Source organism: uncultured Tateyamaria sp. (assembly GCF_947496075.1).
GTDB lineage: Bacteria > Pseudomonadota > Alphaproteobacteria > Rhodobacterales > Rhodobacteraceae > Tateyamaria.
The window spans coordinates 171,071-195,590 of the sequence record NZ_CANMBJ010000003.1; the positions used below are offsets into that span (position 1 = coordinate 171,071).

The following is a 24,520-nucleotide window of genomic DNA, read 5'->3' on the forward strand; positions in this document are numbered from 1 at the left end:
GTTGATGATAGCCGTTTACGGCCGATTGGCTTACGGTGTGGCCGCGTCGGTGCTAGAGCTTTTTTATGACTTTGACCATATTGAGGTTGAAGATTTTACAAATTGGTCTAAGGCCAACGCGACCGCGCAAGAAGGGGACTTTCTGTGACCGCCTCACTCAAATTGCACCGCCGTACGTTTCTCGCCATGACACTTGCCTTGGCTGCATGTAAAAACCGCACTCATCTTATTGAGATTACAGGTTTTTCCATGGGGACAACTTACAATGTTGTCGCTATAGATCACGATGGAACGTTGGACAAGCCCGAGATCAAAGAGGCGATTGACGCAGCCCTTGCCGATGTCACGCGGAAGCTTTCGAATTGGGACAATGGGTCAGAAATTGCGCGGTTCAATGCCGCATCAAGTGGCGCGACACAGACGATGTCACCCGAACTGTCGCGCGTCATGAACGCGTCCGCACAGGTGCATGAAGCAAGTGAAGGACGCTTTGACACAACCATCGGCGGTTTGATCGAATTGTGGGGCTTTGGCGCGCCCGGTGCGGCAACTGTGCCGAACTCTGACGCGGTCGCCCAAGCGATGGAGATCGCTGGCCATCAGAACGTATTGAACCTGAACGGCGACCACATGGCCAAGCGCCACGCGCAAGCGCAGATCTATCTGGCGGGGATCGGCAAGGGCTATGGCGCCGATCACATCGGTCAGGTTCTCGAGGCCTTTGGCCTGAAGGACTACATGGTCGAAATTGGTGGCGATCTTTATGCGGCGGGCCTCAATCCCGATGGGTTGGCCTGGCAGATCGGGATCGAAGTGCCCAACCCAGGGGACCGTACGCTTGCCGGTGTTGTAGGGCTGTCTGGTATGGGCCTGGCAACGTCCGGCGACTACCGCAACTATTTCGAGGTGGACGGTCAGCGCTTTTCGCATTTGATTGACCCGACCACTGGGTACCCCGTGACGCATGAGACCGCCTCTGCGACTGTGCTTGCAGATAACGCGATGCTTGCGGATGCGTGGTCAACTGCGATGCTTATCCTCGGTCGCGAGAAGGGGCTCGAAGTTGCGGCAGCGCAGGATATTGCGGTTCAGTTCATCGAGCGTCGCCCCGGCGTTGAACAACAGGCCTTCAAGACATACCTCAGTCCCAGGTTTGAAGCTCTTACCGCTTAGCAAAAGTCAAACGAGGCACCAGACATGGCCACTTTCCTGCTGACTTTTCTGTTTCTTCTTTTGGTGACGCTGGGCATGTCGCTTGGCGTGATCTTTATGAACAAGCGGATCAAGGGCAGCTGCGGCGGTCTTAACGCCATTGGTGACGGCAATGAATGTCTGGTTTGCCACAAGGAAATCGACCCTGATTCACCTTTGAAAGACCGGCTTGAATGCCCACGTGCCCGAAAAATGCTGGAGCGGTCCGGTCTTGATCACACGGCTTAACCGGGCAGGTCGACCGGAATAAATCCGAGGATCAGAAGGCCGCTCGCCGCAAGTAAACCGAAGACCCAATATTGATAAATGGGCCCTTCGGCCTTCCACACACGCCGATAACTATGCCCCGCCAGACAGGTGAGGCAGAAGATCAGGGTCGCCAGCGCCGGGCTGAGCGTGAGACTGCTGAAATCCATTGGCGTTCCTTGGGGCATCAACGACCTGTTGAGCCGTCAGTATTATCTTACAAACCTGATCGTCCAGCACAAAGAACCGAAGCCCGAATTCATCAGCCTAATGCCTGATTGCTGTGTCGCGATCCGTCAATGATCGTGCGCCAGGGATGCCATGTGTCTTGGGTGCGTACAGAATCCGTTTAGCTGTGCGACATACAGCGCAGGGATTTGGGTCAGCCTTGAGCATTTGATGCGATGCGTTTACGTCGGCGCAGCGCAGGGATCGCCGGAATTTTATCTTTTTGCGGCAGAATTCTGTACGCCGTCGCCTTGAATTTGGATTTTTATTGTATACTACAGCATACAATTGCAGATCGGCGCGTGGATATCGTGTCGCCGGCCAAGCGGAATGCTAGACGCGGATAGAACCATGACCTTTTATACTGAATACCTGACCGAAATCGAAACACGAAAAGAACAAGGGTTGAACCCGAAGCCCATCGATGATGGCGCTTTGACCGAAGAGGTCATCGGACACATCAAGGATACGAACAGCCCGCACCGGGACGATTGCCTCAACTTCTTTATTTACAACACGTTGCCCGGCACCACGAGTGCTGCGGGTGTCAAGGCCCGCTTCCTGAAACAGATCGTTCTGGGAGAGGTCGTGGTAGATGAAATCACGCCGGCCTTCGCCTTTGAATTGCTTGGTCACATGAAAGGCGGGCCTTCGGTCGAAGTGCTGCTGGACCTGGCGCTTGGCACGGATGAGGACATCGCCAAGGACGCGGCAGACGTCCTGAAGACTCAGGTCTTCCTCTACGAGGCCGACACTGACCGGATCAAGGACGCTTATGAAGCGGGCAACGCGATTGCTGCCGATCTTCTTCAAAGCTATGCCAACGCCGAGTTTTTCACCAAACTTCCCGACATCGATGAAGAGATAAAGGTCGTCACCTACATCGCCGCTGAAGGCGATATCTCCACTGACCTGCTCAGCCCGGGCAATCAGGCCCATTCCCGTGCCGACCGCGAGCTGCACGGCAAATGCATGATGTCCGAGGAGGCGCAGAAAGAGATCGAGGCACTCAAGCTGAAGCACCCCGGCGCGCGCGTCATGCTGATCGCAGAAAAGGGGACGATGGGTGTCGGCTCCTCCCGGATGTCGGGGGTCAACAATGTGGCACTGTGGACGGGCAAAAAGGCGTCGCCCTATGTGCCGTTTATCAACATCGCTCCGGTCGTGGCTGGAACGAACGGGATCTCTCCGATCTTTCTGACCACGGTTGGTGTGACGGGTGGGATTGGTGTCGATCTTAAGAACTGGGTCAAGAAGATGGGTGACGATGGCAAGCCGATCCTCAACAACGATGGCAACCCGGTGCTGGAACAGCGGTATTCCGTTGAAACCGGCACGGTGCTGACCATCAACACAAAGTCCAAGAAGCTGTACAGCGCGGATGGCAAGGATGAGCTGGTCGATATGGCCGGATCGTTCACGCCCCAGAAAATGGAATTTATGAAGGCGGGCGGTTCTTACGCTATTGTCTTTGGTATGAAGCTGCAGACTTTTGCGGCCGAAACGCTGGGGATCGAAGCACCGGCGGTCTTTGCCCCTTCGAAAGAGATCAGCCACGAAGGTCAGGGCATGACCGCCGTCGAAAAGATTTTCAACGCCAATTCGGTTGGTGCCACACCGGGGACCGTGCTGCATGCAGGTTCCGACGTGCGGGTGCGAGTCAACATCGTGGGGTCGCAGGACACCACTGGCCCGATGACGGCGCAAGAGCTTGAGGCGATGGCGGCGACCGTCTTGTCGCCTTCCGTGGACGGTGCCTATCAGTCGGGCTGTCACACTGCATCTGTCTGGGATGCGAAGGCGCGGGCCAACACACCGAAGCTCATGGCATTCATGAACAAATTTGGCCTGGTGACCGGGCGCGACCCCAAGGGCGCGTACCATGCCATGACAGACGTGATCCACAAGGTGCTTAACGACATTACGGTCGATGATTGGGCGATCATCATCGGTGGTGACAGCCACACGCGGATGTCAAAGGGCGTGGCCTTTGGTGCGGATTCCGGCACTGTTGCACTGGCGCTGGCCACCGGAGAAGCATCCATGCCTATCCCGGAGTCCGTGAAGGTGACCTTCAAGGGCAAGATGGCGGATCACATGGATTTCCGCGACGTGGTCCACGCGACCCAAGCGCAGATGCTGGCGCAGCACGGCGACAACGTGTTCCAGGGGCGCATCATCGAAGTGCATATCGGCACACTGCTGGCAGACCAGGCCTTTACCTTCACCGACTGGACGGCTGAGATGAAGGCCAAGGCCTCAATCTGTATCTCGAACGACGAGACGCTGATCGAAAGCCTGAACATCGCCAAGAGCCGTATCCAGATCATGATCGACAAGGGCATGGAGCATGAAAATGGCATGCTTGCCAAATTGATCGACATTGCTGAACGGCGCATCGCCGATATCAAATCGGGCAAGAAACCCGCGCTGACGCCGGACGATAATGCGAAATACGCGGCCGAAGTGGTGGTCGATCTTGACCAGATCATCGAGCCTATGATTGCGGACCCTGACGTCAACAATGTCGATGTCTCCAAGCGCTATACGCACGATACGATCCGCCCGATTTCCTACTACCAGGCTGAAAAGAAGGTCGATCTTGGCTTTGTCGGGTCTTGCATGGTCCACAAGGGGGACATTAAGATCGTTGCCCAGATGCTGCGCAACCTCGAGGCGCAATATGGCGAAGTCACGTTCAAGGCGCCGCTTGTGGTGGCAGCACCGACCTACAACATCATTGATGAGCTGAAGGAAGAGGGCGACTGGGCCATCTTGCAGAAATACTGTGGCTTCGAATTTGATGATGCCGCGCCAAAGGTTCAGGCACGTACCGAGTACGAGAATATCCTCTATCTCGAGCGTCCGGGGTGTAACCTGTGCATGGGCAACCAGGAAAAAGCTGCGAAGGGCGATACCGTTCTGGCCACCTCGACGCGGCTGTTTCAGGGCCGTGTGGTTGCGGACAGCAATACCAAGAAGGGCGAGTCCCTGCTTGGATCAACACCGGTGGTGGTCCTGTCCGCCATTTTGGGACGGACGCCCACGCTTGAGGAATACAAGGTCGCGGTTGACGGCATTAACCTTACCAAGTTTGCCCCACCGCTCACAAAGCCGTTGGACAGCCTGTCGGTTCACTTCTAAGGCGCTCAGGCGGCGCGCGTTCCTAGTAGAGACGCGCGCCGTATGTATCGAAATGATATGCGCTTTGTGGATTGAAGCCGAAACGCAGGTCCTGACCCTCCTCGACCGCGTGCTGGCCGAAAAGGCGGGCTGTGATTTGGTGATCCTTCAAATGGGCAATCACGTTGGTATCACCGCCAAGCTTTTCAACGTGGCTGACGCGGGCAGATAGGATGCCGTCATCTGCAAGAAACAAGTCTTCGGGGCGGACGCCCATGATCCGGTCATCGCCGTCCTGGATGATCCTGGCTGGGAAGAAATTCATGGAGGGTGAGCCAAGAAATCCAGCAACAAATTGATTTGCAGGATTGTTGTAAAGCTCCATCGGGCTGCCGATCTGTTCGACCCGCCCGTCACGCAGAACAACGATCTTGTCGGCAAGCGTCATGGCCTCGGTCTGGTCATGCGTAACATAAATCATGGATGCCCCAAGCTGGCGGTGCAGGTTCGCAATCTCAATCCGGGTGTTCATCCGCAATGCTGCATCAAGGTTCGACAGCGGTTCGTCGAACAAGAACAACTCTGGTTTGCGGACGATGGCCCGACCGATGGCTACACGCTGGCGTTGTCCCCCCGAAAGCTCTGATGGGTAACGGTCGAGATAGGGTTCGAGGTTGAGCATCCTGGACGCCGTTTGCACCCGCTCTTCGATTACTGACTTGGGCTGGCCCTCCTGCTTGAGCGCCAGCGTCATGTTTCCGCGCACATTCAGATGCGGATAAAGCGCGTAGCTTTGGAAGACCATGGCGATGCCGCGCTTGGACGGTGGTGTCATGTTCACGACTTCATCGCCGATGCTGACTTCGCCCGACGTGGCATCTTCCAGACCCGCGATAACCCTGAGCAGCGTGGACTTGCCACAGCCTGACGGACCCACGAAGACAACAAACTCACCTTCCTCGACATCCAGATTGACGTCCTTGAGGACATGGACCTTGCCGAAGGATTTGTTCACATTTTTCAGCGACAGGGCGGTCATTTCAGGATCTCCTCAAGCGAAATGGGCTGGCCGGACCGGATGCTTTCATCTGCGGCCAAGCAGATAGCAAGCGATTGCACCGCATCGTTCATGTGGCGTGTCAGGTCGATATCCTCGGCGATGGCGCGCAAGGTGTAGTTCTGTTCGGCGTCACACAGCGCCTGGTGACCGGGCTCGTCGGGCATGTCGATTTCCCGGTCTCCGTCAGCTGTGTGAACCAGAATACCGCCCACTTTGGTGTGCCCGTCGATGTCTGCAGACGCGCCTTTGTTGCCGTCGGTGATCGAGACGGCGCCATTTGGGCTGACGATATCTTTGACGAAGAATGCCGTCTCAGACATCATCGGACCCCAGCCGGCCTCGTACCAGCCGACAGAGCCGTCACTGAAAATCACCTGAAACTGACCGTAGTTGTACATATCCTCGGCGATTTCATCGGACAGACGGAGTCCCATTCCGTGTACGCGGATCGGGCGTGCATCCGTGATCTGGCACATCACGTCGACATAGTGGACGCCGCAGTCGACGATCGGGCTGGTTGTCTGCATCAGCGCCTTGTGGGTTTCCCATTCTGCGCCGGACGACTGCTGGTTCAGGTTCAATCGGAACACATATGGCCCGCCGAGGTCGCGCGCTTCCTTGATCAGCCTCACCCATGACGGATGATGCCGGAGGATATAGCCAACAACGAGCTTGCGGTTTGTTCGCTTCGCGGTTTCGACCACACGCATTGCATCCGCGACTGTGGTTGCGAGCGGTTTTTCCACAAAGACATGCGCGCCCGCATCCATGGCCTGACACGCAAGATTCGCGTGGCTGTCCGAGTATGTTGCGATCACGACCAGATCGGGGGCCGTGGCCATGCCTTCCTCGAATGTCGCGAACCTTGGGTAGTTGGCGAGCTCTTGAGGCAGCGCAACGTCAGACCGATTGACCAGCCCCGTTATCTGCGCATCTGGGTTGTGATGGTGCGCCAGCGCGTGGCTCAGGCCCATATTGCCAAGACCCACAATTAGAACTCGCGTCATTTGACTGCTCCGGACGTGATGCCGCGGATCAGCTGCCGCGAGAAGATCACATAGAGGATCAGCACCGGCAGGATTGCCATCGACAGGGCCGACAGGACCGCGTTCCAGTCTGTCACAAACTGACCAATGAACACTTGAGAGCCCAGCGTCAGAGTCTTTGTTTCTTCGGCAGGCGCCAGGATCAACGGAAACCAGAGGTCGTTCCAGATCGGGATCATGTTGAACACGGCAACCGTCGCCATGGCGGGGCGCACAAGAGGCAGTACAAGGCGGAAGAAGATCGTGTATTCGCTCAGCCCGTCGATCCGCCCGGCGTTCTTGAGGTCATCAGAGACCTGCCGCATGAATTCGCTAAGGATGAAGACCGCCAGCGGCAGACCCTGCGCGGTGTAGACAAGGATCAATGCCCAGAGCGAGTTCACAAGCCCGGTCGCGACCATCATTTCGAGGATCGCAACGGTTCCGATGCGGATTGGGATCATGATGCCCAAGGCAAGGTAAAGACCCATCAGCATGTTCCCACGGAACCGGTATTCGCTGAGGGCGTAGGCCGCCATTGAACCAAAAAGCAGTATGAAGAACAGCGATGCCACCGTGACGATCATCGAGTTCTGAAAGTAGAGGAAAAAGTCGCCCTGCTGCATGACGGTTTCGTAGCCGATGGTCGAAAAGCTTTCCGAATCTGGCAGGGCCAACGGTTCACGAAAGATCGAGCGGCGTTCCTTGAAGCTGTTGATCAGGATTATGAAAACCGGAAACAGCGCGATCAGAGTGTAGAGGATCAATGCACCATGCATTGCCAGCGTGTTCAGCGGATTGGATCGTGCCTTGTTCATCGGGTTGTCCTCACAGCTGATAGCGGCGCATCCGCGTCTGGATGCCAAAGAGGTAGATACAGACACCGACGAGGATGATCGCAAACATCGCGCCAGCGATGGCCGAGCCCATATGTGGGTCGCCCAACTGAAGCTGGAAGCCAAAGAAGGTGCGATACATGAATGTGCCCAGGATATCGGTCGAGAAATCCGGCCCGGCCAGAGCGCCCTGTGCTGCATAGATCAAATCAAAGGCGTTGAAGTTGCCGACAAATGTTAGGATCGAGATGATCCCGATCGATGGCAAGATCAGTGGCAGCTTGATTTTCCAGAAGGCTGCCATGCCGGTGATGCCGTCAACCTCTCCGGCTTCGAGGATTTCTTCGGGAATGGTGAGAAGTGCGGCGTATATCAGCATCATCGGTATGCCGACGAACTGCCAGACCGAAACAAGCGCCAGTGTGGTGAGTGCGTATTCTTCTTTCCCGAGCCATGGGGCGTAGAGCGACCCGAGACCCACAGCATCCAGCATTGAGGGCGCAATGCCCCAAATCGGGGATAGGATCAGCTTCCATGCGAAACCGACGATGACGAATGACAGGATTGTCGGAATAAAGATCGCTGAACGGTAGAGCGCGGCAAACCGCAGTCGCGGATGACTGAGCAGAGCGGCGAGTGCGACGCCAATAGGGTTTTGCACCAGCATATGGACCAGAAAGAACCAGAAGTTATTGCCCAGAGCATTCCAGAACTGTTCAGCCCAGATTGGGTCAAAGAACAGCGTTCGGAAATTCTCTAGTCCCACAAACACCCGCTCCTGATCGACCCGGGTGTAAAGCGCGAGCCACAAGGTGTTGAAGAGCGGAAAGATCATCACGGCGGTGTAGACAAAGACGGCTGGCGCAAGGAACACGAGGATATGCCAGCGAATGCGGGCCTGTTTCATTTATCTCACTCCGGGAAAGGGCCCCGGGCCGTTTGACGTGCCCGGGGTTGTGCAGCACAGGAGGTTACTGCTGCGGTTCGTACCAGCTTGCCAGACCGTCCTGCAGGCCCTGGCCAAGGTCTTCGGGCGTCGCGGTGCCTTTGATGGCAGCAACCGATGCACCCCATGTTTCGTTTTCCAGGTTCGGCGTGCCACGTGACAGGATCTGGTATGTGGACCGGATCGTGGATTCACACTCGCCGCGCCAGCTTACGAATTCCTTGGCAAGCGGATCTTCCAGCTCGACAGGCGTTTTCGACAGGGGGAAGAAACCCGGAAGCGCGTTGCCGAAGATGCCCGCGAATTCAGGGTTTGCGACCCAGGCTAGGAACGTGCGCGCGGCTTCTGGATTGTCGGTAGCAGCATTCATGCCGATCCCGATATCCGTGTGATCCGAGATGTAGCACGTGTCGCCAGCCGCCTGGACCGGTGGTTTGAACGCGCCCATCTCGAAATCAGCTTGTGCGTTGAAGCCGGAGATTTCCCAAGAGCCTGCCGGATAGATCGCCGCGCGGCCCAATGTGAAAATGTTCTGGCTGTCGGGATAGGTTTGCGCCTCATATCCCGCGCCAAGGTAGTCCCCCCAGCGGGCAAGGGTGGCATAGGGCGCGACCCATTCCGGATCGGTCAGGGTCTGCTCACCGGCGATCAATGCCAGACGGCCTTCTTCACCCTTCCAGTAGTTTGGACCAATGTTGTTGTAGCCCATTGTCGCGGCTTCCCATTGGTCGTTTGTGCCCATCGCCATCGGGATGTAGCCGCCATCTTCCTTGATTGTGTCGAGGGCCGCGAAGAATTCGGCCTCTGTTTCGGGGACGCTTAGACCTAGCTCTTCAAAGGCGTCCTTGTTGTAGATAAACCCATGGATGACGCTTGCCATCGGAACGCAAAAGCTGGCTGATCCATCGTCCGTCTGCCACGCGGATTTGGCAACATCCGAGAAGTTCGACATGGCTTCGAGGTCGCTCAGGTCGGACAAGTGACCGGCGTCGTAAAGAGCCAAGGATGCATCGAAGGGGCGGCAGGTGATCAGGTCGCCGGCCGATCCCGCATCCAGTTTGGAGTTGAGTACGGCGTTGTACTCGGCCGGTGCTGACGGTCTGAATTCCACCTTGATGCCAGGGTGCTCGGCCTCAAAGGCAGGGATGATCTGGTTTTGCCAGAGCTTCAGGTCATCATTCCGCCAGCTTTCAATTGTCAGAGTCGCATCCTGTGCGTAAGCGCCCGTTGCGACCAGCGCTGTTGTCGCTAGCGCCAGCTTCAATGTGTTGCGTGTCATATTTGACCTCCCCTAGGATTTTTTAGTCAGGTTTTTCGCGCCAAAGCGGCGCGCAGGTTTCCTTCGGTTTCTCGAAGAATTTCATATGCCTTGTCCGCTGATACGCCCGTGGCGGCGATGAGAGCAGCTGGTTTGACCTCGCCCTGCGCCATCTCGAGCGCCGTCTCAGCGGCAGTTTGTTCGACATTTGCAATCCGGCGGACAATAGACCGCGCCCGAGCGCGCAGTTTGATGTTGTCAGCGCGCACGTTGACCATCATCCCATCGTGGACGTGGCCAAGTTCGACCGCCATCAGAGTCGACAGCATATTGAGTGCGATCTTTTGCGCCGTACCTGCACCCATTCGGGTTGACCCCGAAATCACTTCGGGCGGTGTGGCAAGGCAGATTGGATGATCTGCCAGTTCCAGAAGCGCGGACCCTGTGTTGTTGGCGATTGCCACGATTGTTGCGCCTGCTGATCGCGCAGTCTGCGCGGCGGCAAGTGTGTAGGGTGTCGAGCCGCTGGCCGAGACCGCAATGATCGTGTCCCGCGTGGACAGGTCCGTGAGTGTATCCTGAAGGCTTTCAGTGGCGTCTTCGGTGTCCCCAGGCATCTCGACGCCGGTTGGCAAGCCGCCCGCCATATGAATGCGCAGTTGCGCAGGTTGAATCGAGAAGGTACCGCCAAGTTCCTGTGCATCTGCGGCTGCCATCAACCCCGAAGATCCGGCGGCCACATAGTGCAGCACGCCGCCCGCGCGGATCGTGTTTGCCATGGCAGCTGCGCCGTCTGCTATGGTCGGAGCCGCCGCTAGAACAACTTCGGCCGCGGCGATCTGCCCGCGGGCCAGCACGCCTGCCACATCTGCCAGCGGGCGCATATCGAGCCCCTCTGCCATGTCGTGCAGCGCTTCAGTTCGTGGCCTGGGCATACGATTCCTCCGTTACAGATAAAAAGATACCTATATAATACCTTTTGTCCAGAATTTTCTTAACCTCTGGAAATATGGAGAAATTTGCAATTTTGTGGGAGTATTGGTTCTATTTAGGCCTTTAGTTTCTGCGATAGGTATTGTAATGGCATTAGTATGAGCAGATCAGACGATACCCTTGTTATTGCCATCGACGGTGGTGGAACGCGCTGCCGTATGAACGCGTTCGAGCGTGGGGATGTCGTTTCGGTTGAAACCGGGTCTGCGAATGTGTCCACAGATTTTGACCGGGCGGTTCGTGAAGTTGTGCGGGGACTTCAATACCTTGCCGAGCGTATGTCGCGACCGGTTGAGGAGCTGTCCGCCGCACCCACCTTTGTTGGTCTGGCGGGTGTTACGGGGACTGACATCACTGACCGACTACGCGCGGCATTGCCGTTTCGACTTGTTCGAATCGCGGACGATCGGCCCGCAGCCGTGCGCGGAGTGCTGGGCCAGCGAGATGGTGTCATCGCCCATTGTGGGACCGGGTCGTTTTATGCCGCACAATTCAGTGGTGACATCAAGCTGGCTGGTGGTTGGGGCCCGGTTCTGGGAGATGAGGCATCGGCGCAATGGGTTGGTCGCATGGCCCTGCAGCTGACGCTTGAAACCGTTGATGGTCGGGCCGACGCTACGGCACTGAGCGAGCGTATCCTGACGGAATTCGATGGCGCTTCGGGTCTTGTTGGTTTTGCAGGCGCGGCGCTTCCTTCAGAGTTTGGCAAGCTGGCGCCGCAGGTGACCAATGCCGCGGCGGATGGTGACGCTCTCGCGCTAAAGATCATGTCTCGGGGGGGTGATGAGGTTGCCCGAGCGATCCGTCATCTGGGATGGCAAGCGGGCGTGCCGCTATGTTTGACCGGCGGTATTGGTCCGCATTATGGGCCGTACCTTCCGGAAAACGTTCGGACCTGTTTGTCGAAAGCTGAGGGTGAGCCGCTGGATGGCGCGATGTCCCTCGCGCTGGATTTTGCAAGGGAGATCGCCGATGAGCACCGTTGAGTTCCTTCGCCCGGATAGTTGGTTGGCCGCCAATGGTGGGCCGCGTTACGTGCAGCTAAGGCGGCGGCTGGAAGAGGGGATCGGCACTGGCGTTCTGCCGCCCAACTCCTCGCTCCCGCCGGAGCGAGAATTGGCGGATATCACTGATCTTTCGCGCGTAACCGTGCGCAAGGCCATCCAGGCGCTGGTTCAGGACGGTCTTGTAGAGCAACGTCAGGGGTCGGGGACGTTCGTTCGTGAGCCTGTTGCGCGGATGGAGCAGTCGCTTTCGCATCTGACCTCGTTCACCGAGGACATGTCCCATCGTGGCCTCGACACAACCTCGAAATGGTTGGAGCGTGGTGTTTTTGCACCCACCGAGGAGGAGCAGTGTGTTCTTGGCCTCGGTGACGTGAACGAGGTCGCGCGCATTTATCGCCTGCGGGAAGCGGGTGGTCGACCGATGGCACTGGAACGCGCTTCGCTGCCGCTCGATATCTTGCCGAACCCGTTGGAGGTCAAGACGTCGCTATACGAGGTCTTGGCGCGCCATGGAAAGCGCCCGGTTCGCGCGGTTCAGAAAATCTCGGCCATCAACATCGACGCTCCCGAGGCAGACTTGCTTGGCGTTGCTGATGGGGCTGCCGGACTGAAAATTGAACGTACATCATATCTGGAAAGTGGTCGGGTCGCAGAACTTACCCGCTCGCTCTATCGCGGTGACGCCTATGATTTCGTGGCGGAGCTGCGTTTGTGACAAGAGGAAGGTCGTCCCACATGTCAACCGAACCAACACAGATGCGCCGGGAAATTCTTGAAATACCCGACGCGGTCGAACGTCTTTTGGCGGAGGGCGGCAGTGCCGTCACCGCAGCCGCTGAAAGAGCGCGCGCTTTCGACCCGCGCTTCTTACTATCTGTCGCGCGTGGATCGTCGGACCATGCGTGCACCTACCTCAAATATGTCAGCGAGTTGATCCTCAAACGGCCCATGGCGTCGGTTGGCCCCTCCGTCAGCTCGATCTACGGCGTGGATCTTGATGCGGCTGACGCGCTTTGCATCGCTGTTTCGCAATCGGGGCAAAGCCCAGACATCCTGGCCATGACTGAAAGCCTTCGAAAGAATGGTACGTTCACGGTTGCGATCACCAACGACGACAAGTCGCGCCTTGCCATGGCCTCGGAAATTACACTTCCCATACATGCGGGTCCGGAACTCAGCGTCGCGGCGACCAAGACTTTCGTAACGTCCCTTGTCGCGGGCCTGTGGTTGATTGCAGAGACAAAGGGCGATCAAGACCTTGTCGCGGCGATCCATGCGCTACCTGATCACCTTGCTGCCGCAGCACGATGTGACTGGTCAGAGGCCGCCGCCGCAATCGACGGTTCATCGCTCTTTACGCTGGGACGTGGACCTTCGTGGGCAATCTCCAACGAAGCCGCCCTCAAATTCAAGGAAACCTGCCTCATTCACGCAGAGAGCTATTCTTCTGCCGAAGTGTTTCACGGACCAGTTTCGATCATCGGGCAAAGTTTTCCGGTTATTACCTTCGCTGCGGGCGACGCCGCCGAGGACAGTGTTGCGCAAACGTCCGACGCACTTATTGAAAAGGGCGCGGAGGTCTTTACGCTGGCCCGAGGTGCAAAACGTGCAACAGTGTTGCCACATGTGCGGACGGGGCATTGTCTGACCGATCCCGTGGCGGCAATCGTGTCATTCTACGGTATGGTCGAGGCGGTTGCGGTTGGCCGTGGCATCAACCCCGACGCGCCGCGTCACCTTAACAAAGTGACCGAGACGGTATGACCCAAGGCGCAACAGTCTATCGGAATGCTCAGGTCTTTGACGGTGAAGCCTTGCACAAGGCAGGCGCGGTCAGGTTTCAGGATGGCATCCTGACGGCCTTTGGATCGGATGTTGACGTGCCTGCCGACGCTTCCAAGACCGATCTGGGTGGGGATATTCTGTCCCCGGGTTATGTCGACCTCCAGGTCAATGGCGGCGGTGGTATCATGTTCAATGATGACCCGTCTGTCGGCACACTTCGCATAATTGCATCAGCACATCGGCGGCTTGGGGTTCGTGCTTTCTTGCCCACGCTCATCACCGATACGGCGGACAAGACCCATGCCGCAATCGCCGCAGCGGTCGATGCCGTACGCGACGGTGTCCCCGGTATTGTCGGGCTGCATCTTGAAGGACCTCACCTGTCCGTTGCGCGCAAGGGGGCCCATGACGCTGCACTCATCCGCCCGATGGAACAGGACGATCTGGATGTTCTGTTGGCTGCGGCGCGCACGTTGCCGGCCTTGATGGTCACTGTCGCACCCGAGAACGTTACAGAGATGCAAGTGCAAACGCTTGCAGCCGCTGGTGTTGTCGTTTCGTTGGGGCATACCGATGCGGAGTTTGATACCTGCTGCCGATACTTTGCCAACGGTGCCCGCTGCGCCACGCATCTTTTTAATGCCATGAGCCAACTGGGCAATCGCCAACCGGGTTTGGTAGGGGCCACGCTTGCCACCGGTCATGCGTCCGCCGGTCTGATCGCCGATGCCATTCACGTCCATCCGGAAACCATGCGCACCGCCTGGCAGGCAAAGACCAGGCCCGGTCGTCTGTTCCTGGTGAGCGATGCCATGGCCGTTGCCGGGACTGACGGCGAGGTTTTTGAATTGGGTGGGCGAACCATCCGGCGCAAGGACGGTATTCTCACCCTTGCAGATGGAACCCTTGCTGGTGCTGATCTGGACCTGACCACGGCCATTCGAACGCTTGTCGAAAGGGTCGGTGTCCCACTTGAGGATGCGCTCATGTCTGCAACCAGCGGCCCGGCTGACCTCATTGGACTGCCGGGTGTAGCATTGGAACCTGGGCGGACGCAGTTGACGGACCTGATCCGCATCGCTTCAGATCTGAGCGGCGTTTCAGCTTTGATCTGAACCGATTGGCCGGATGTGTCGCCGGAATGGTGTATTGCGTTGGTCTTTGGCGCATCGCCCACTTCTTCGCACGGGATCCGACCTGTGGGCAGAGAGTGTTTTAGGACGGATGCGGCGCGCCTTGCCCGGTGTCGAGATAGGTCTGAAGGCTGTTCAAAAAGAACATGTCCCAACCCGCTTCGCAGATGTCATAGCACAGCAGCTTTGGGGTGAGCCCGTCGTGTTCAAGCTCGATCTTCGTGCCTGCTGCTCCTTCGCTGATGCGCCAGATCACCTTGGTGCCCAGCCATTCGGTTTCAATGGCTTTTGGTTGCCCGTCATGAACATGCAGGGCGTCCACGCAGGTCCATTCCACCCGTGACGGGTCGTCCGTGTGGGTCAGTTCGAAGGTCCAGTATGAGACACCCGGCGGAAAGGAGAACTTGGCCCGATCCCCTGGGTGTCGAAGTGGTTGATCCGGGCGCGTCCACCAGTGTTCGACACCGTGCGTGACAGCGTTGAAGGCCGCGGTAGCGTCCGCTGTGACAACAATGGATTTCCGGTAGTTTTGCATGTTCACTGTCTCGCTCCTTACGACGCTTCGGTCCAATGAGGTGGGAAGGTCGCTGCCACGTTTGGCAGCTGCTCAATACGTGCCACCCAATCTGCGACTTTGGGTGAGATCGCGTGGAGATTGGGCAACCCGAGGTCTTGCATGATCTGTGGTTTCGTCTCGGTCGCCCGTTGGATCAATCGAACATGAGGAAAGGCAACTGCGTCCACTGCTCCCGGTCGCGCCCCGGAAAGGTAGGGCGCGTCGTTCAGGATATCGGACAAGTGGCCCAATTCGGATCGCAGAGTGTCAGCGGCAGCCAATAAATCGTCAGTGGCTTCTGCAGCGCCATCGAAAAAGATTGGCGACAGAACCGCACTGGTCGCCGGTGGCAAATAGTCAAAGACATCCATTGTGCGTTGCCAGATTTGCCCGGCTTCCTGTGGCGTTTCCCCAAACAAAGGTGACCCGGGATGCGTGCGATCCAGCCACGCGAGGATGGCGATGGAATGACCAAGCGTTTGATCGCCGCTTGTTAGAGTTGGCACTGTGCCGCGGGGATTGAGCGCAAGATATGTATCTGATTTGTGCTCTTTTTGTGCGGCAGAAAGCATGTGAACGTCATAGTCGAGGCCCTTGAAAGCCATGCCAAGCGCTGCGCGCCAGGGGCTTGGCGCCCCGCTCACTGTCCAGAATTCGACTGTCATGGTGCATATCCTTTGAGGCTGCGTGTTTGCACAGGCCTAGCCTCATTGGTATGTTTGGAAAAGTAGGCAGGAATTTTTGATATACTATCAAAAATGATACTATTGGGGAAATACTGATGTCTGAGGCTGTAACGGCACCGGTGGACACGCCTGTTTCTGGTGACAAGACGTGCCCTGCACCGATTGTGATCGGGATGATCGGTGGGAAATGGAAGCTGCTGATTCTACAGATTCTGATTTTTCAAGGTACCAAGCGGTTCGGCGAATTGCGCAAATCCATTGATGGGATCACCCAAACGATGTTGACCAACCAGCTTAGGGCGCTTGAGGCAGATGGGCTTGTGATCAGAAAGGTCTATGCGGAGGTTCCGCCACGCGTGGAGTATTCAGCGAGCATGGATGGGTTGGCTTTGGAACCGGTGTTCACGTCGATGCATGACTGGTGGACCAATCGGTCAGCCGCGCCTTAACGCCTGGTCCACCCGATCAATCTCGGCCTCATACCAGGCAATTGTGCCGGCTGGGTCATCAGCATAGCTTGCGGCGAATGATGCGGGTGCTTCTGTGACGTCATCATATTGCGTTGCCCAAACCATCATAGTCACAAGTGCCGGCAGGAAATCCTTGGCCTTTTGTGTCGGGAAATAACAGACACTGCTCGCTTTGCGTGGGTCCGGCTCGCGGGTGAACATGCCAAGGGCTTCAAGCTTGGCCAGGCGATTGGCCAGGATGTTGGTCGAGATCCCTTCGGGGGACGCCAGAAACTCGCGATATGTGCGTTTGCCGTGCAGCAGGACGTCGCGCAAAAGCAGGAAGCACCATTTGTCCCCTACAATTGCCGCCGCATAGCGCGTCGGGCATCCGTTCCAATCCGGTTTGCCTGCTGATGTCATGATGCAGTTATAGATGATCACAAAACACTTGCAATATGCAAGCACACAACCTACCAATTACTTGCAAAGTGCAAGTGGAGTAGAGTGATGCCATTACCTTTCGTCTGGTTCGACAACATATCAGCGCAACGCCAGGACACGGTGCAGTTCATGCAAGGCATGTTTGGATGGCGGCCTTCGGATATCGGGTCGATGACTTTTTTGACCAGTGAGGGGGAGACCAAACCTTTTGCAGCAGCGTGTGAGGAGATGCCCGAGATTGCGGGTTGGGTGCCATATGTTGAGGTCGATGATTTGCAGGCTTCCGTGGAGCGTGCCCGCGAAAGCGGGGCATCGGTCCTCTTTGAGGATGTTAAGGGCCCAGCAGGTGACGCAAGTTTTATCCGGGATCCCGGAGGCAGCGTGATGGCGCTCTGGAAACGCGGACAGGACGTGTGAGGTCACAATGATAAAGAAACAGATATTGGCCGCAGTCATCTACCCGATCATCGTCTTTCCTCTGGCGATCGTCTGGCACCTGATTTTGTTCAAGGACAAGTACATGGCCTTTGGTTACTTCGAGGGCGAACCAAACATTGTCGTTGGGTTGGCCACGATGGTCATCCAGGGTGCGGTGTTGGCCGCCATCTACCCGATGTTCAAGGTTCGCCGCACCGGCTATCCTCGGGCATTTCAATTTGCCGGTCTCTTGGGCCTGTTCTTTTGGACCAGCCATGTGCTTGCACTCGTCGCAAAGCAGAGTGTTCCCAACGCAAGCACATTTGTCTTGATGGAAACCTTTTATCTAGGTGTGCAGTTTGGGTTGTTTGCGCTTGCACTGGGCTTCATCTTTCGTGGGGAGACTCGGGTCAATATGGCTGTGTAGTCAGTGATCTCATGCACAGCTAGCGTGACAGAGTGGTCCACACAGCCGCGGCGATGATGAGGCTGGCGCCAATAAGAAAGGCGACGGTAGGAACCTCGGAGAAGATCACGTAGCCGACGACCGTCGCAAAGACCAAACTGAGGTAGCCCAGCACGGATAGAAAGGCCGCTTCGGCGCGGAAATGTGCTTGTAGGAAACAGAACTGTGCGGCTTGCGCAAAGACGCCGATGGCAAGCAGTGGAAGCAGATGATCCGGGGCAATCGGTGTCCAAACTGCAAGGGTGAATGGGGCGGTCAGAACGGTCAGTCCACCGGTGTAGAACGTCATCATCACGGGAACAGGCGTATCGGAAAGCTTGCGGGTGAGGATGATGGCGGACGTGCCGAAGAGGACGGTCATGAAGGCAGCGGGCAGGCCCCAGTTCAGTGTCACAAGTGCTGGATCGACGGCGATATAGACACCAACAAACGCAATGCCCGCCGCCCACCAGCGGCGGCGGGGCACAAATTCTTTCAAGAACAGAAGTGCCAGAACCATTGTAACCACGGGCCGGGTGAAGCTTATGGCCGTGAACAGGGCAAAGGGCAGGCGGGCAATGGCAAAGAAACTGGTTGTCAGGGCCAGCGCAGATAACACCACGCGCAATGCATGGAGTGGCAATCGGTCAACCATTCTGAATGCCTGTCGATCGCGCCATATGAAGGGCATCATGACAATCAGGCCGGTGCCTGCGCGCAGAAATACCAACTGCACGGCAGGGTAGCCCAACCCCAGCGCCTTCACGATGGTCAGCGCAAGGATGTTGAGCGCCATATCGGCGATCAACCGTGCACCACCTGAGAGGTTGCGGGCTGGGGTCTCTTCAGCGCGGTGCAAGTAGGTTCGCCATAAGGCGATAGGCGCCCGGCACTCCATATGCGAGTTGGTGGTGCAGAATGAGGGCGCAGTGGGTGTGGCGCCCTTTCCCGATCTCAGCCGTCAGCAGCGCTCCGGTCAGCGGTGCTTCATCCGGGTCCGCCATGGACAGGAGGGGTGTATATGCGTTGTCCCAGCTTTTGGCGAAGTAGAGCCCACGCTCTTTGTACCAGCCCTTCCAGTCGCTTTCGGTGATATTGTTGGGATGTGAAAGGACTAGATGATCGGTCAGGTGGGTTACGGCCGCTGCCTGATCCGTCACACGCCAGCGCAGCGATGGTTGACCAATCTCGATCCGTTTTGGCGGTGTCGTATCCGGGTCCCAGTTGTCCCACGGGCGATGGTACAGGGTAAGAAGTGTACCGCCGGCTGCGGTCCACTCGTGCAGAATGGGCATCGCGTCCGCGAGGCCAGGACGGAACTTGATGGCAAAGATGCCGATCACCAGAGCATCGAACTCTTCCAACCCTGCCGCTGTGATCTGTTCATCGTCCAGCGCCGTGATGTCGAACCCGGCGCAGGCCAACCAGTGATCGACACGGTCGTTGCCGCCACCGATATACCCGATCTTTGCACTTGGAATGGCGCAATCAATCACGTGCACCGACATCTCAGCCGGTTCGGTCAACGCGCGCGGCGGGATGTGCGGATGACGGATGATCTGGGCTGTCTGGGCCGGTTGACCGTCGAGTGTCAGGGGGATTTGATAGCGCCCCACAGCCTCATCGTTAGGCAAAGTGATCTCGAACCCGGCTTCGTTGCGTTTGGCGGTCCAGCCATTGGGCACTGTAAGCGCCGCAACCGCCGTCGCGGGGCTGAGCGCGCGCAATGTCAGCGACAGGCTGCGACGTGGGGTGCGCAGGTTCACAATCTCGGTCACTGGATCCAGCGTGGCACGCTGGCTGGGCAAGATCAGTGGTGGGGTTTCAAATGGGAGATGTGTCTGGCTGACCACATCACCCGTGCGCACGCTCAGGGTGACGAACGGTGCTGTCGGCGCATCAGGAAGATATGTATCGGGCATCGCGGAGCTGGCGGCAGCGTGTTCCGAGTGCAGTGTTTCGCCGTCAAAGTGCCATCCGTCGGGGAGGGTGACCCGTGTTTCAACCTCTGCACCGTTGGTGTCGAGGGCCATGGACAGAGTTGTGGTATCGCCGGGCGTCAGGACGTCGACGCTGGACGCGATATGCGCGCCGACACCAGCGGCTATTTGGATCACTTCGGCGGCTTGCGCGATCTTGCGATTGACCTTGTGGTCATGTTCTGGCGCAAGAGTTGCTGCTTGCAACAGGGCGAGACCTGCGGCGGTCTCAGCCTGAATGATCGCGAAGTCAGGGAATGCCGCGCGCGCAGCGTCGAAATGAGTCTGAGCGTCGCGCAGGCCAAGATCTGCAAGAGTTGCGGGCAGGCCTGACGACAGGTCTTCATCTGGTCCTGCTAGATGGCTTTGAGCCAGATGAAGGGGCCAGTCCCGCGTTTTCCCGGGTGGAACCCAGCGACCCATGGCTTGGGTCAGGTGAAACGCACGGCTTTGTTGTCCGATCTGGTCATAGGAGAAACCAGTAATCGGGTCGCGCCCGCCAAGCACCGTCAGTGTTTTGGGGGGCGGGGGCAGATCGTCATCATAGGCTTGCCCTGCGCCGGACCAAGCGGGCAGGTAGAGCTTTGCAATCCGCCAGGGGGCGTGTCCCGTTTCGAAAGAGGGATCGGCTGCAAGCGCCACGACGTCGTGTGCGGCGGCGGTCATCGCGCGGTGATGACCATGCTGACCGGGCACATCAAGGAAGGTGGGGCAGAGGATGTCGGGGCGTTCCGTTCGTACAATTTCGACGAACCGCCGCAGGGTGCGGTCGCCGCCCCAATGCTGCAGCGTCTCTTCTCCGGATTTTGAGAACCCGAAATCCCGTATCGGGTCGTCCGCGGACTGGCCCAGCCAATAGAGCCGCAGGTTCAGCACATCTGCCGCGCGCTCCATCTCGGCTGTGCGGAGGACGCCAAGGGCCGCGCCGGATTCCGTGCCGATATCGTTCTGGCCGCCGTCGCCACGCGTAGAGCAGGCGTAGCTAATGTCGATCCCGTCCCGCACACCAAGTGCTGCGAGCATGTCCGAAATCTCGTCATCCGGATGCGCGCCTGAGTTCATGAAGGACACGACGGTCTGAAGGCGGCTAAGCGCGCGATGGAGTGCCACGATGCGTGGTACAAGGCGGTGATGCAGGATGCGGGATTGGTCGGACAACGGCACGTCGATGGTCATTCCTAAAGGGCGGTCGTTTGCGTCGTGAAGGCGCGGTTGAGGATCAGGGCGGCGGCGCCAAAGGTCGCAGTCATGCGTCCGGACGTGCCGCATTGGAGGCGGGGCAGGGTTGCATCCGGGCGGTTGGACACGGACAGCTTGGGCAGGGGTGTTCCCTGTGCGAGATGATCGAGGATCAAGGCTGGCATTGCGCCGCCCAGGATTACAGTTTGTGGATCGAACAGGTTTTCGATGACGCCCAAAGCTTGTCCCAGTGCGTCGCACGCAGTTTCAAGCCAGCGCATTAGGTCCGGGTCTGCCACATCACACAGCCGGTCCAGAGCGTCGATGTCGAGGGGCCCATGCGCGGCCAGGGCTGATTGGGCGGACACACGGCTGACCATCTGCTCCAGTGGTTTCAATCCATGCTTGGTCATGACCGGCAAGTTGCCGATCTCTCCGGCGTTTCCGAAGGTGCCTTCAACCAACTGCCCGTGGTGCACGAGGCCGAGGCCGAGGCCCGCGCCAAAATAGAGAAAGGCATAGTCCGTCAGGCCCTGCGCCGCGCCAAACCGCTCGGCCATGGCGGCGGCATTGGCATCGTTCGAGACAACAACGGCCCGTTCGAGGGCCTCGCTAAACAGCGCAGGCACATCAATCGTTTGCCATCCCGGAAGGTCTGATGCCTGACCAGACAGGCCAGTTGCGCCGAAGGGGCCGGGCATCACGATCCCGGCACCCAGCAAGCGGTCGGGCTTGACGCCGCATTCGCGCAGCATCTGGTCGCGGAGTTGCAGAACCTGGTTAACGATCTTGTCCGGTGCGAGATCGGTTAGCACCTTTCGTCTCGTCGCCCGTGGTCGGCCGCCCAGATCGACAAGGGAGGTCAACAAGACATCGGGGCGTATCTCGACCCCCAGTGCAAAGCCGCCCTCGGGGTTCACGGCGTATTGGACCGCAGGCAGGCCGCGGCCTGCACTTTGTGCGCCGCGTTCTATCAGCAAACCTTCGGCTTCGAGATCAGCGATGATATTGCTGACGGCTTGGGTGGACAGACCAAGTGATCGCGCAATGGCGGCCCGTCCCATTTGGCCCGCACTGTTGATCTGGCCAAGCACGGCCTTTCTGTTCCGCAGCCGTGATCGGTCGGGATTGGCGCCGGGACGTGAATCGAACAGGAGATCGGAACTGGTCATGGCACGGCTTTAACTCAACCAGTTTAATAACTCAACTTACTTGAATATTAAACTTGCTTGGCTTAATCCTGAGAGGAATCGGCGACGGACAAACGGCGCCATCCAATAGGAGAGGTTGTTCATGACACGTTATCTGAAAGGTATGGCTCTGGCCGGGATGACCAGCGCGATGGCATTGCTTGGCTCCGCTGCGTCAGCGGTTGAGATTGAGTACTGGCAGTATTTCTTTGATGCCCGCGTGGCAGCGATGGAACAGCTGATCGAGAAATTCGAGGCTGCCAATCCAGACATCACCGTCACGATGACCCACTTTCCCTATGCCGACTACCGCACCAAGGTCGCCGCAGCGATCCCTGCAGGCGAAGGTCCGGATGTGGTGCAATTGTTCTATGGCTGGCTGAATGACTATGTCGCCGCCGAATTGATCCAGCCCTTGCCAGCTGACACCTTCCCCACGGCGCAGATCGACGAGCAGTTCTTTCCTATGGTTCAGGCCATGAAGGAAGGTGACCAATACTGGGCCTTGCCGACGGCCGTGCGGTCGCTGGCTCTGTTCTACAATGAACGGTTGCTGGATGATGCCGGTGTTGAGCCACCCACGAACTTCGATGAACTGATGGCGGCAGCCAAGGCGATGACCAAACGCGATGGCGCGGGAAATATCACCCAGGTTGGTATTACGGCTGGCATGACAGCGCAGGACCACCATTGGTGGCGCGAAGGCCTGATCCGCCAATTCGGTGGGGAGCCGTATTTGGATGATTACCAGACGGTCAACTACAACACCGAAGCTGGGCAAGAGGCACTGGAATTCTATGCGAGCCTCTTTACTGGCGATGATGCCGTATCTGCTATTGGGTTCATGGATGAACCGCAGGCTGCTTTCAAAGCGGGCCGTGCGGGTTTCCATATCGACGGATCGTTCCGCATCGGATCGCTGGACAAGACACGCGGTTTGAAATGGGGCGTGACAGAGCTTCCCGCTACAGCGGACGGCGTGCAGTCCAACTATTCTTCGTATTGGGTGAACGCGATCACGACCAAGGCGGAAGGCGAGAAGTACGACGCTGCGGTGAAATTCATGGAATACGTCACCTCGGACGAAGCGATGCAGATCTGGTTGGATGTGGTGGGTGAGCTGCCCGCCAAACCGTCGGTTGGTCTGACCGAGGCCAATGCGAACAACGAGACCTACGGCCCCTTCATCCGCGGTTTGGCCTATGCCAACACCACCAAGTTTGCCAACGAAAGCGGTCAGCGTCAGCTGATGGTCGAGATGGTCGAGCGGATGACCCTTGAAGGGATGAGTGCCGCCGAGAGCCTCGCCATCGCTGCGGAGGCCGAGCAAAAGATACTTGACGACTACTACAAGTAACGACGCTCCCCCCAGCAGGTCGCCCGTTTCTGTCTCCTGTGGCGGCCTGCATCCTCATTTTCGGGACATCCGATGCGGCTGTATTCCAACCTCTCGATCAAGCAGAAACAGATCGTCTGGGCGTGGGCATTTCTTGCTCTGCCTGTTCTTTTTTATGGGATCATCCGGTTTTATCCGACCGGCACGGCCTTCGTCATTTCCTTTCAGGAGTGGAACCTGCTCGGGGACCGTACCTGGATCGGGTGGGTGAATTATGTCGAGCTTCTGAATGATCCTGTTTTCTGGAAGGTCTTTGTCAACACTTTCGAATACCTGCTGATCGGCACGCCGCTGTCGTTGGTGGTGAGCTTTGTCATTGCCTACCACCTCGACAAACTGCGCTTCATGCACGGTTTTCTGCGGATGCTGTATTTCCTGCCCTTCATGACATCGGCCGTGGCTATGGCCTGGGTCTGGCGCTGGTTTTATCAGGACGTACCTATTGGTTTGTTCAACAACCTGCTGGCCTCTGTCGGCATCCCGCAGATCGCTTTCCTGAACTCCACCACCAATGCGCTGCCCGCAGTTCTGGCGCCGGCAGTTTGGGCCGGTCTGGGGTTCCAGGTGATTATCTTCATGGCCGGTCTGCGTGCGATTCCGCAAAGCTATTACGAGGCGGCAAAGATAGATGGTGTTGGTTGGTGGACCGTCCTGACGCAGATCACGATCCCGCTGTTGCGTCCCACTATCGTGTTCATCGTCGTCTTTTCGTCCATCGGGTTCCTGCGCATCTTCGATCATGTTTTCAACATGACCACGAACAACCCGGGCGGGCCGCTGAATTCGACCAAGCCGCTGGTTCTGATGATCTATGACACCGCGTTCAACGGTTTCAACATGGGTTATGCGGCGGCGCAAACCGTCGTGCTGTTCCTGATCCTTCTGCTCGTGTCGTTGGCGCAGCTTTGGCTTTTGCGGAGCGACTGA

Annotated in this window: 26 protein-coding genes; 13 read left to right on the forward strand and 13 right to left on the reverse strand. The window is 57.7% G+C overall.

Annotated features, from left to right (window positions below):
* Positions 1–4 precede the first annotated feature (4 nt).
* The 3 genes from Q1A51_RS11750 (at position 5) to nqrM (ending at position 1,440) form a co-directional block, all read left to right on the forward strand.
* The gene (locus tag Q1A51_RS11750; RefSeq protein WP_299206302.1) at positions 5–148 is read left to right on the forward strand and encodes a hypothetical protein; all 144 of its coding nucleotides are present in this window, start codon (positions 5–7) and stop codon (positions 146–148) included.
* 101 nt (positions 149–249) lie between these two features.
* A complete protein-coding gene (locus Q1A51_RS11755; RefSeq protein WP_299604960.1) occupies positions 250–1,173 on the forward strand; it encodes an FAD:protein FMN transferase in 924 nt (307 codons plus the stop codon).
* Positions 1,174–1,197: 24 nt separating this feature from the next.
* Entirely contained in the window at positions 1,198–1,440 is a 243-nt protein-coding gene (nqrM, locus tag Q1A51_RS11760; protein ID WP_299206298.1) for a (Na+)-NQR maturation NqrM, read from the forward strand.
* Here the strand turns inward: nqrM and Q1A51_RS11765 are convergent.
* Complete coding sequence (locus Q1A51_RS11765; protein ID WP_299604958.1) at positions 1,437–1,628, reverse strand: hypothetical protein; 192 nt, start codon at positions 1,626–1,628, stop codon at positions 1,437–1,439. The two genes, nqrM and Q1A51_RS11765, sit on opposite strands and share 4 nt — an antisense overlap.
* 409 nt (positions 1,629–2,037) lie before the next feature.
* Here Q1A51_RS11765 and Q1A51_RS11770 point away from each other — a divergent pair, with 409 nt between their 5' ends.
* Entirely contained in the window at positions 2,038–4,830 is a 2,793-nt protein-coding gene (locus Q1A51_RS11770) for a bifunctional aconitate hydratase 2/2-methylisocitrate dehydratase (protein WP_299604957.1), read from the forward strand.
* A gap of 22 nt (positions 4,831–4,852) precedes the next feature.
* On the opposite strand, the gene Q1A51_RS11775 is transcribed toward Q1A51_RS11770, so the two are convergent.
* The 6 genes from Q1A51_RS11775 to Q1A51_RS11800 form a co-directional block, all read right to left on the reverse strand.
* Complete coding sequence (locus tag Q1A51_RS11775) at positions 4,853–5,848, reverse strand: ABC transporter ATP-binding protein (RefSeq protein ID WP_299604956.1); 996 nt, start codon at positions 5,846–5,848, stop codon at positions 4,853–4,855.
* On the reverse strand, positions 5,845–6,876 hold the full coding sequence (locus tag Q1A51_RS11780) for a Gfo/Idh/MocA family oxidoreductase (protein WP_299604955.1): 1,032 nt from the start codon (positions 6,874–6,876) through the stop codon (positions 5,845–5,847). The genes Q1A51_RS11775 and Q1A51_RS11780 overlap by 4 nt, the downstream gene beginning before the upstream one ends.
* Positions 6,873–7,712: a carbohydrate ABC transporter permease gene (locus tag Q1A51_RS11785; protein ID WP_299604954.1), complete on the reverse strand. Its 840-nt coding sequence runs from the start codon at positions 7,710–7,712 to the stop codon at positions 6,873–6,875. Before Q1A51_RS11785 ends, Q1A51_RS11780 begins: the two co-directional genes overlap by 4 nt.
* A 10-nt stretch (positions 7,713–7,722) precedes the next feature.
* The gene (locus tag Q1A51_RS11790) at positions 7,723–8,637 is read right to left on the reverse strand and encodes a sugar ABC transporter permease (protein ID WP_299604953.1); all 915 of its coding nucleotides are present in this window, start codon (positions 8,635–8,637) and stop codon (positions 7,723–7,725) included.
* A gap of 64 nt (positions 8,638–8,701) precedes the next feature.
* Entirely contained in the window at positions 8,702–9,955 is a 1,254-nt protein-coding gene (locus tag Q1A51_RS11795; RefSeq protein WP_299604952.1) for an ABC transporter substrate-binding protein, read from the reverse strand.
* A 26-nt stretch (positions 9,956–9,981) separates the two neighbouring features.
* Positions 9,982–10,869, reverse strand: coding sequence for an N-acetylmuramic acid 6-phosphate etherase (locus Q1A51_RS11800; RefSeq protein ID WP_299604951.1), 888 nt, complete (start codon positions 10,867–10,869; stop codon positions 9,982–9,984).
* A 156-nt stretch (positions 10,870–11,025) separates the two neighbouring features.
* Here Q1A51_RS11800 and Q1A51_RS11805 point away from each other — a divergent pair, with 156 nt between their 5' ends.
* From Q1A51_RS11805 to nagA, 4 genes are read left to right on the forward strand one after another with little or no spacing between them, the layout of a single operon-like run.
* Positions 11,026–11,913, forward strand: a complete 888-nt coding sequence (locus Q1A51_RS11805) for a BadF/BadG/BcrA/BcrD ATPase family protein (protein WP_299604950.1) — start codon at positions 11,026–11,028, stop codon at positions 11,911–11,913.
* On the forward strand, positions 11,900–12,649 hold the full coding sequence (locus Q1A51_RS11810) for a GntR family transcriptional regulator (RefSeq protein WP_299604949.1): 750 nt from the start codon (positions 11,900–11,902) through the stop codon (positions 12,647–12,649). Before Q1A51_RS11805 ends, Q1A51_RS11810 begins: the two co-directional genes overlap by 14 nt.
* A gap of 20 nt (positions 12,650–12,669) precedes the next feature.
* Positions 12,670–13,698: an SIS domain-containing protein gene (locus Q1A51_RS11815; protein WP_299604948.1), complete on the forward strand. Its 1,029-nt coding sequence runs from the start codon at positions 12,670–12,672 to the stop codon at positions 13,696–13,698.
* The gene (gene nagA, locus Q1A51_RS11820; RefSeq protein WP_299604947.1) at positions 13,695–14,834 is read left to right on the forward strand and encodes an N-acetylglucosamine-6-phosphate deacetylase; all 1,140 of its coding nucleotides are present in this window, start codon (positions 13,695–13,697) and stop codon (positions 14,832–14,834) included. The genes Q1A51_RS11815 and nagA overlap by 4 nt, the downstream gene beginning before the upstream one ends.
* Before the next feature lie 100 nt (positions 14,835–14,934).
* Here nagA and Q1A51_RS11825 read toward each other — a convergent pair whose 3' ends face one another.
* Both Q1A51_RS11825 and Q1A51_RS11830 read right to left on the reverse strand, forming a co-directional pair.
* Positions 14,935–15,387, reverse strand: coding sequence for an SRPBCC domain-containing protein (locus Q1A51_RS11825; protein ID WP_299604946.1), 453 nt, complete (start codon positions 15,385–15,387; stop codon positions 14,935–14,937).
* Between the two features lie 17 nt (positions 15,388–15,404).
* Entirely contained in the window at positions 15,405–16,073 is a 669-nt protein-coding gene (locus tag Q1A51_RS11830) for a glutathione S-transferase family protein (RefSeq protein ID WP_299604945.1), read from the reverse strand.
* Between the two features lie 116 nt (positions 16,074–16,189).
* Here Q1A51_RS11830 and Q1A51_RS11835 point away from each other — a divergent pair, with 116 nt between their 5' ends.
* Positions 16,190–16,543, forward strand: coding sequence for a helix-turn-helix domain-containing protein (locus Q1A51_RS11835; RefSeq protein WP_299604943.1), 354 nt, complete (start codon positions 16,190–16,192; stop codon positions 16,541–16,543).
* Here the strand turns inward: Q1A51_RS11835 and Q1A51_RS11840 are convergent.
* Positions 16,529–16,966 (reverse strand): helix-turn-helix domain-containing protein, encoded by a 438-nt coding sequence (locus Q1A51_RS11840; RefSeq protein WP_299604941.1) that lies wholly within the window; start codon positions 16,964–16,966, stop codon positions 16,529–16,531. The two genes, Q1A51_RS11835 and Q1A51_RS11840, sit on opposite strands and share 15 nt — an antisense overlap.
* Before the next feature lie 87 nt (positions 16,967–17,053).
* On the opposite strand from Q1A51_RS11840, the gene Q1A51_RS11845 reads away from it, so the two are divergent.
* Positions 17,054–17,404, forward strand: a complete 351-nt coding sequence (locus Q1A51_RS11845; RefSeq protein ID WP_299604939.1) for a VOC family protein — start codon at positions 17,054–17,056, stop codon at positions 17,402–17,404.
* Positions 17,405–17,411: 7 nt separating this feature from the next.
* On the forward strand, positions 17,412–17,831 hold the full coding sequence (locus tag Q1A51_RS11850; RefSeq protein ID WP_299604937.1) for a hypothetical protein: 420 nt from the start codon (positions 17,412–17,414) through the stop codon (positions 17,829–17,831).
* 19 nt (positions 17,832–17,850) lie between these two features.
* Here the strand turns inward: Q1A51_RS11850 and Q1A51_RS11855 are convergent, their stop codons facing one another.
* From Q1A51_RS11855 to Q1A51_RS11865, 3 genes are read right to left on the reverse strand one after another with little or no spacing between them, the layout of a single operon-like run.
* Entirely contained in the window at positions 17,851–18,708 is an 858-nt protein-coding gene (locus tag Q1A51_RS11855) for a DMT family transporter (RefSeq protein WP_299604935.1), read from the reverse strand.
* Positions 18,695–21,004, reverse strand: coding sequence for a PIG-L family deacetylase (locus Q1A51_RS11860; RefSeq protein WP_299604933.1), 2,310 nt, complete (start codon positions 21,002–21,004; stop codon positions 18,695–18,697). Before Q1A51_RS11860 ends, Q1A51_RS11855 begins: the two co-directional genes overlap by 14 nt.
* 2 nt (positions 21,005–21,006) lie before the next feature.
* Positions 21,007–22,179 (reverse strand): ROK family transcriptional regulator, encoded by a 1,173-nt coding sequence (locus Q1A51_RS11865; RefSeq protein WP_299604931.1) that lies wholly within the window; start codon positions 22,177–22,179, stop codon positions 21,007–21,009.
* Between the two features lie 121 nt (positions 22,180–22,300).
* Between Q1A51_RS11865 and Q1A51_RS11870 the strand changes: the two genes are divergently transcribed.
* Positions 22,301–23,554, forward strand: coding sequence for an extracellular solute-binding protein (locus Q1A51_RS11870; protein ID WP_299604929.1), 1,254 nt, complete (start codon positions 22,301–22,303; stop codon positions 23,552–23,554).
* A gap of 72 nt (positions 23,555–23,626) precedes the next feature.
* Positions 23,627–24,520: a sugar ABC transporter permease gene (locus Q1A51_RS11875; protein WP_299604927.1), complete on the forward strand. Its 894-nt coding sequence runs from the start codon at positions 23,627–23,629 to the stop codon at positions 24,518–24,520.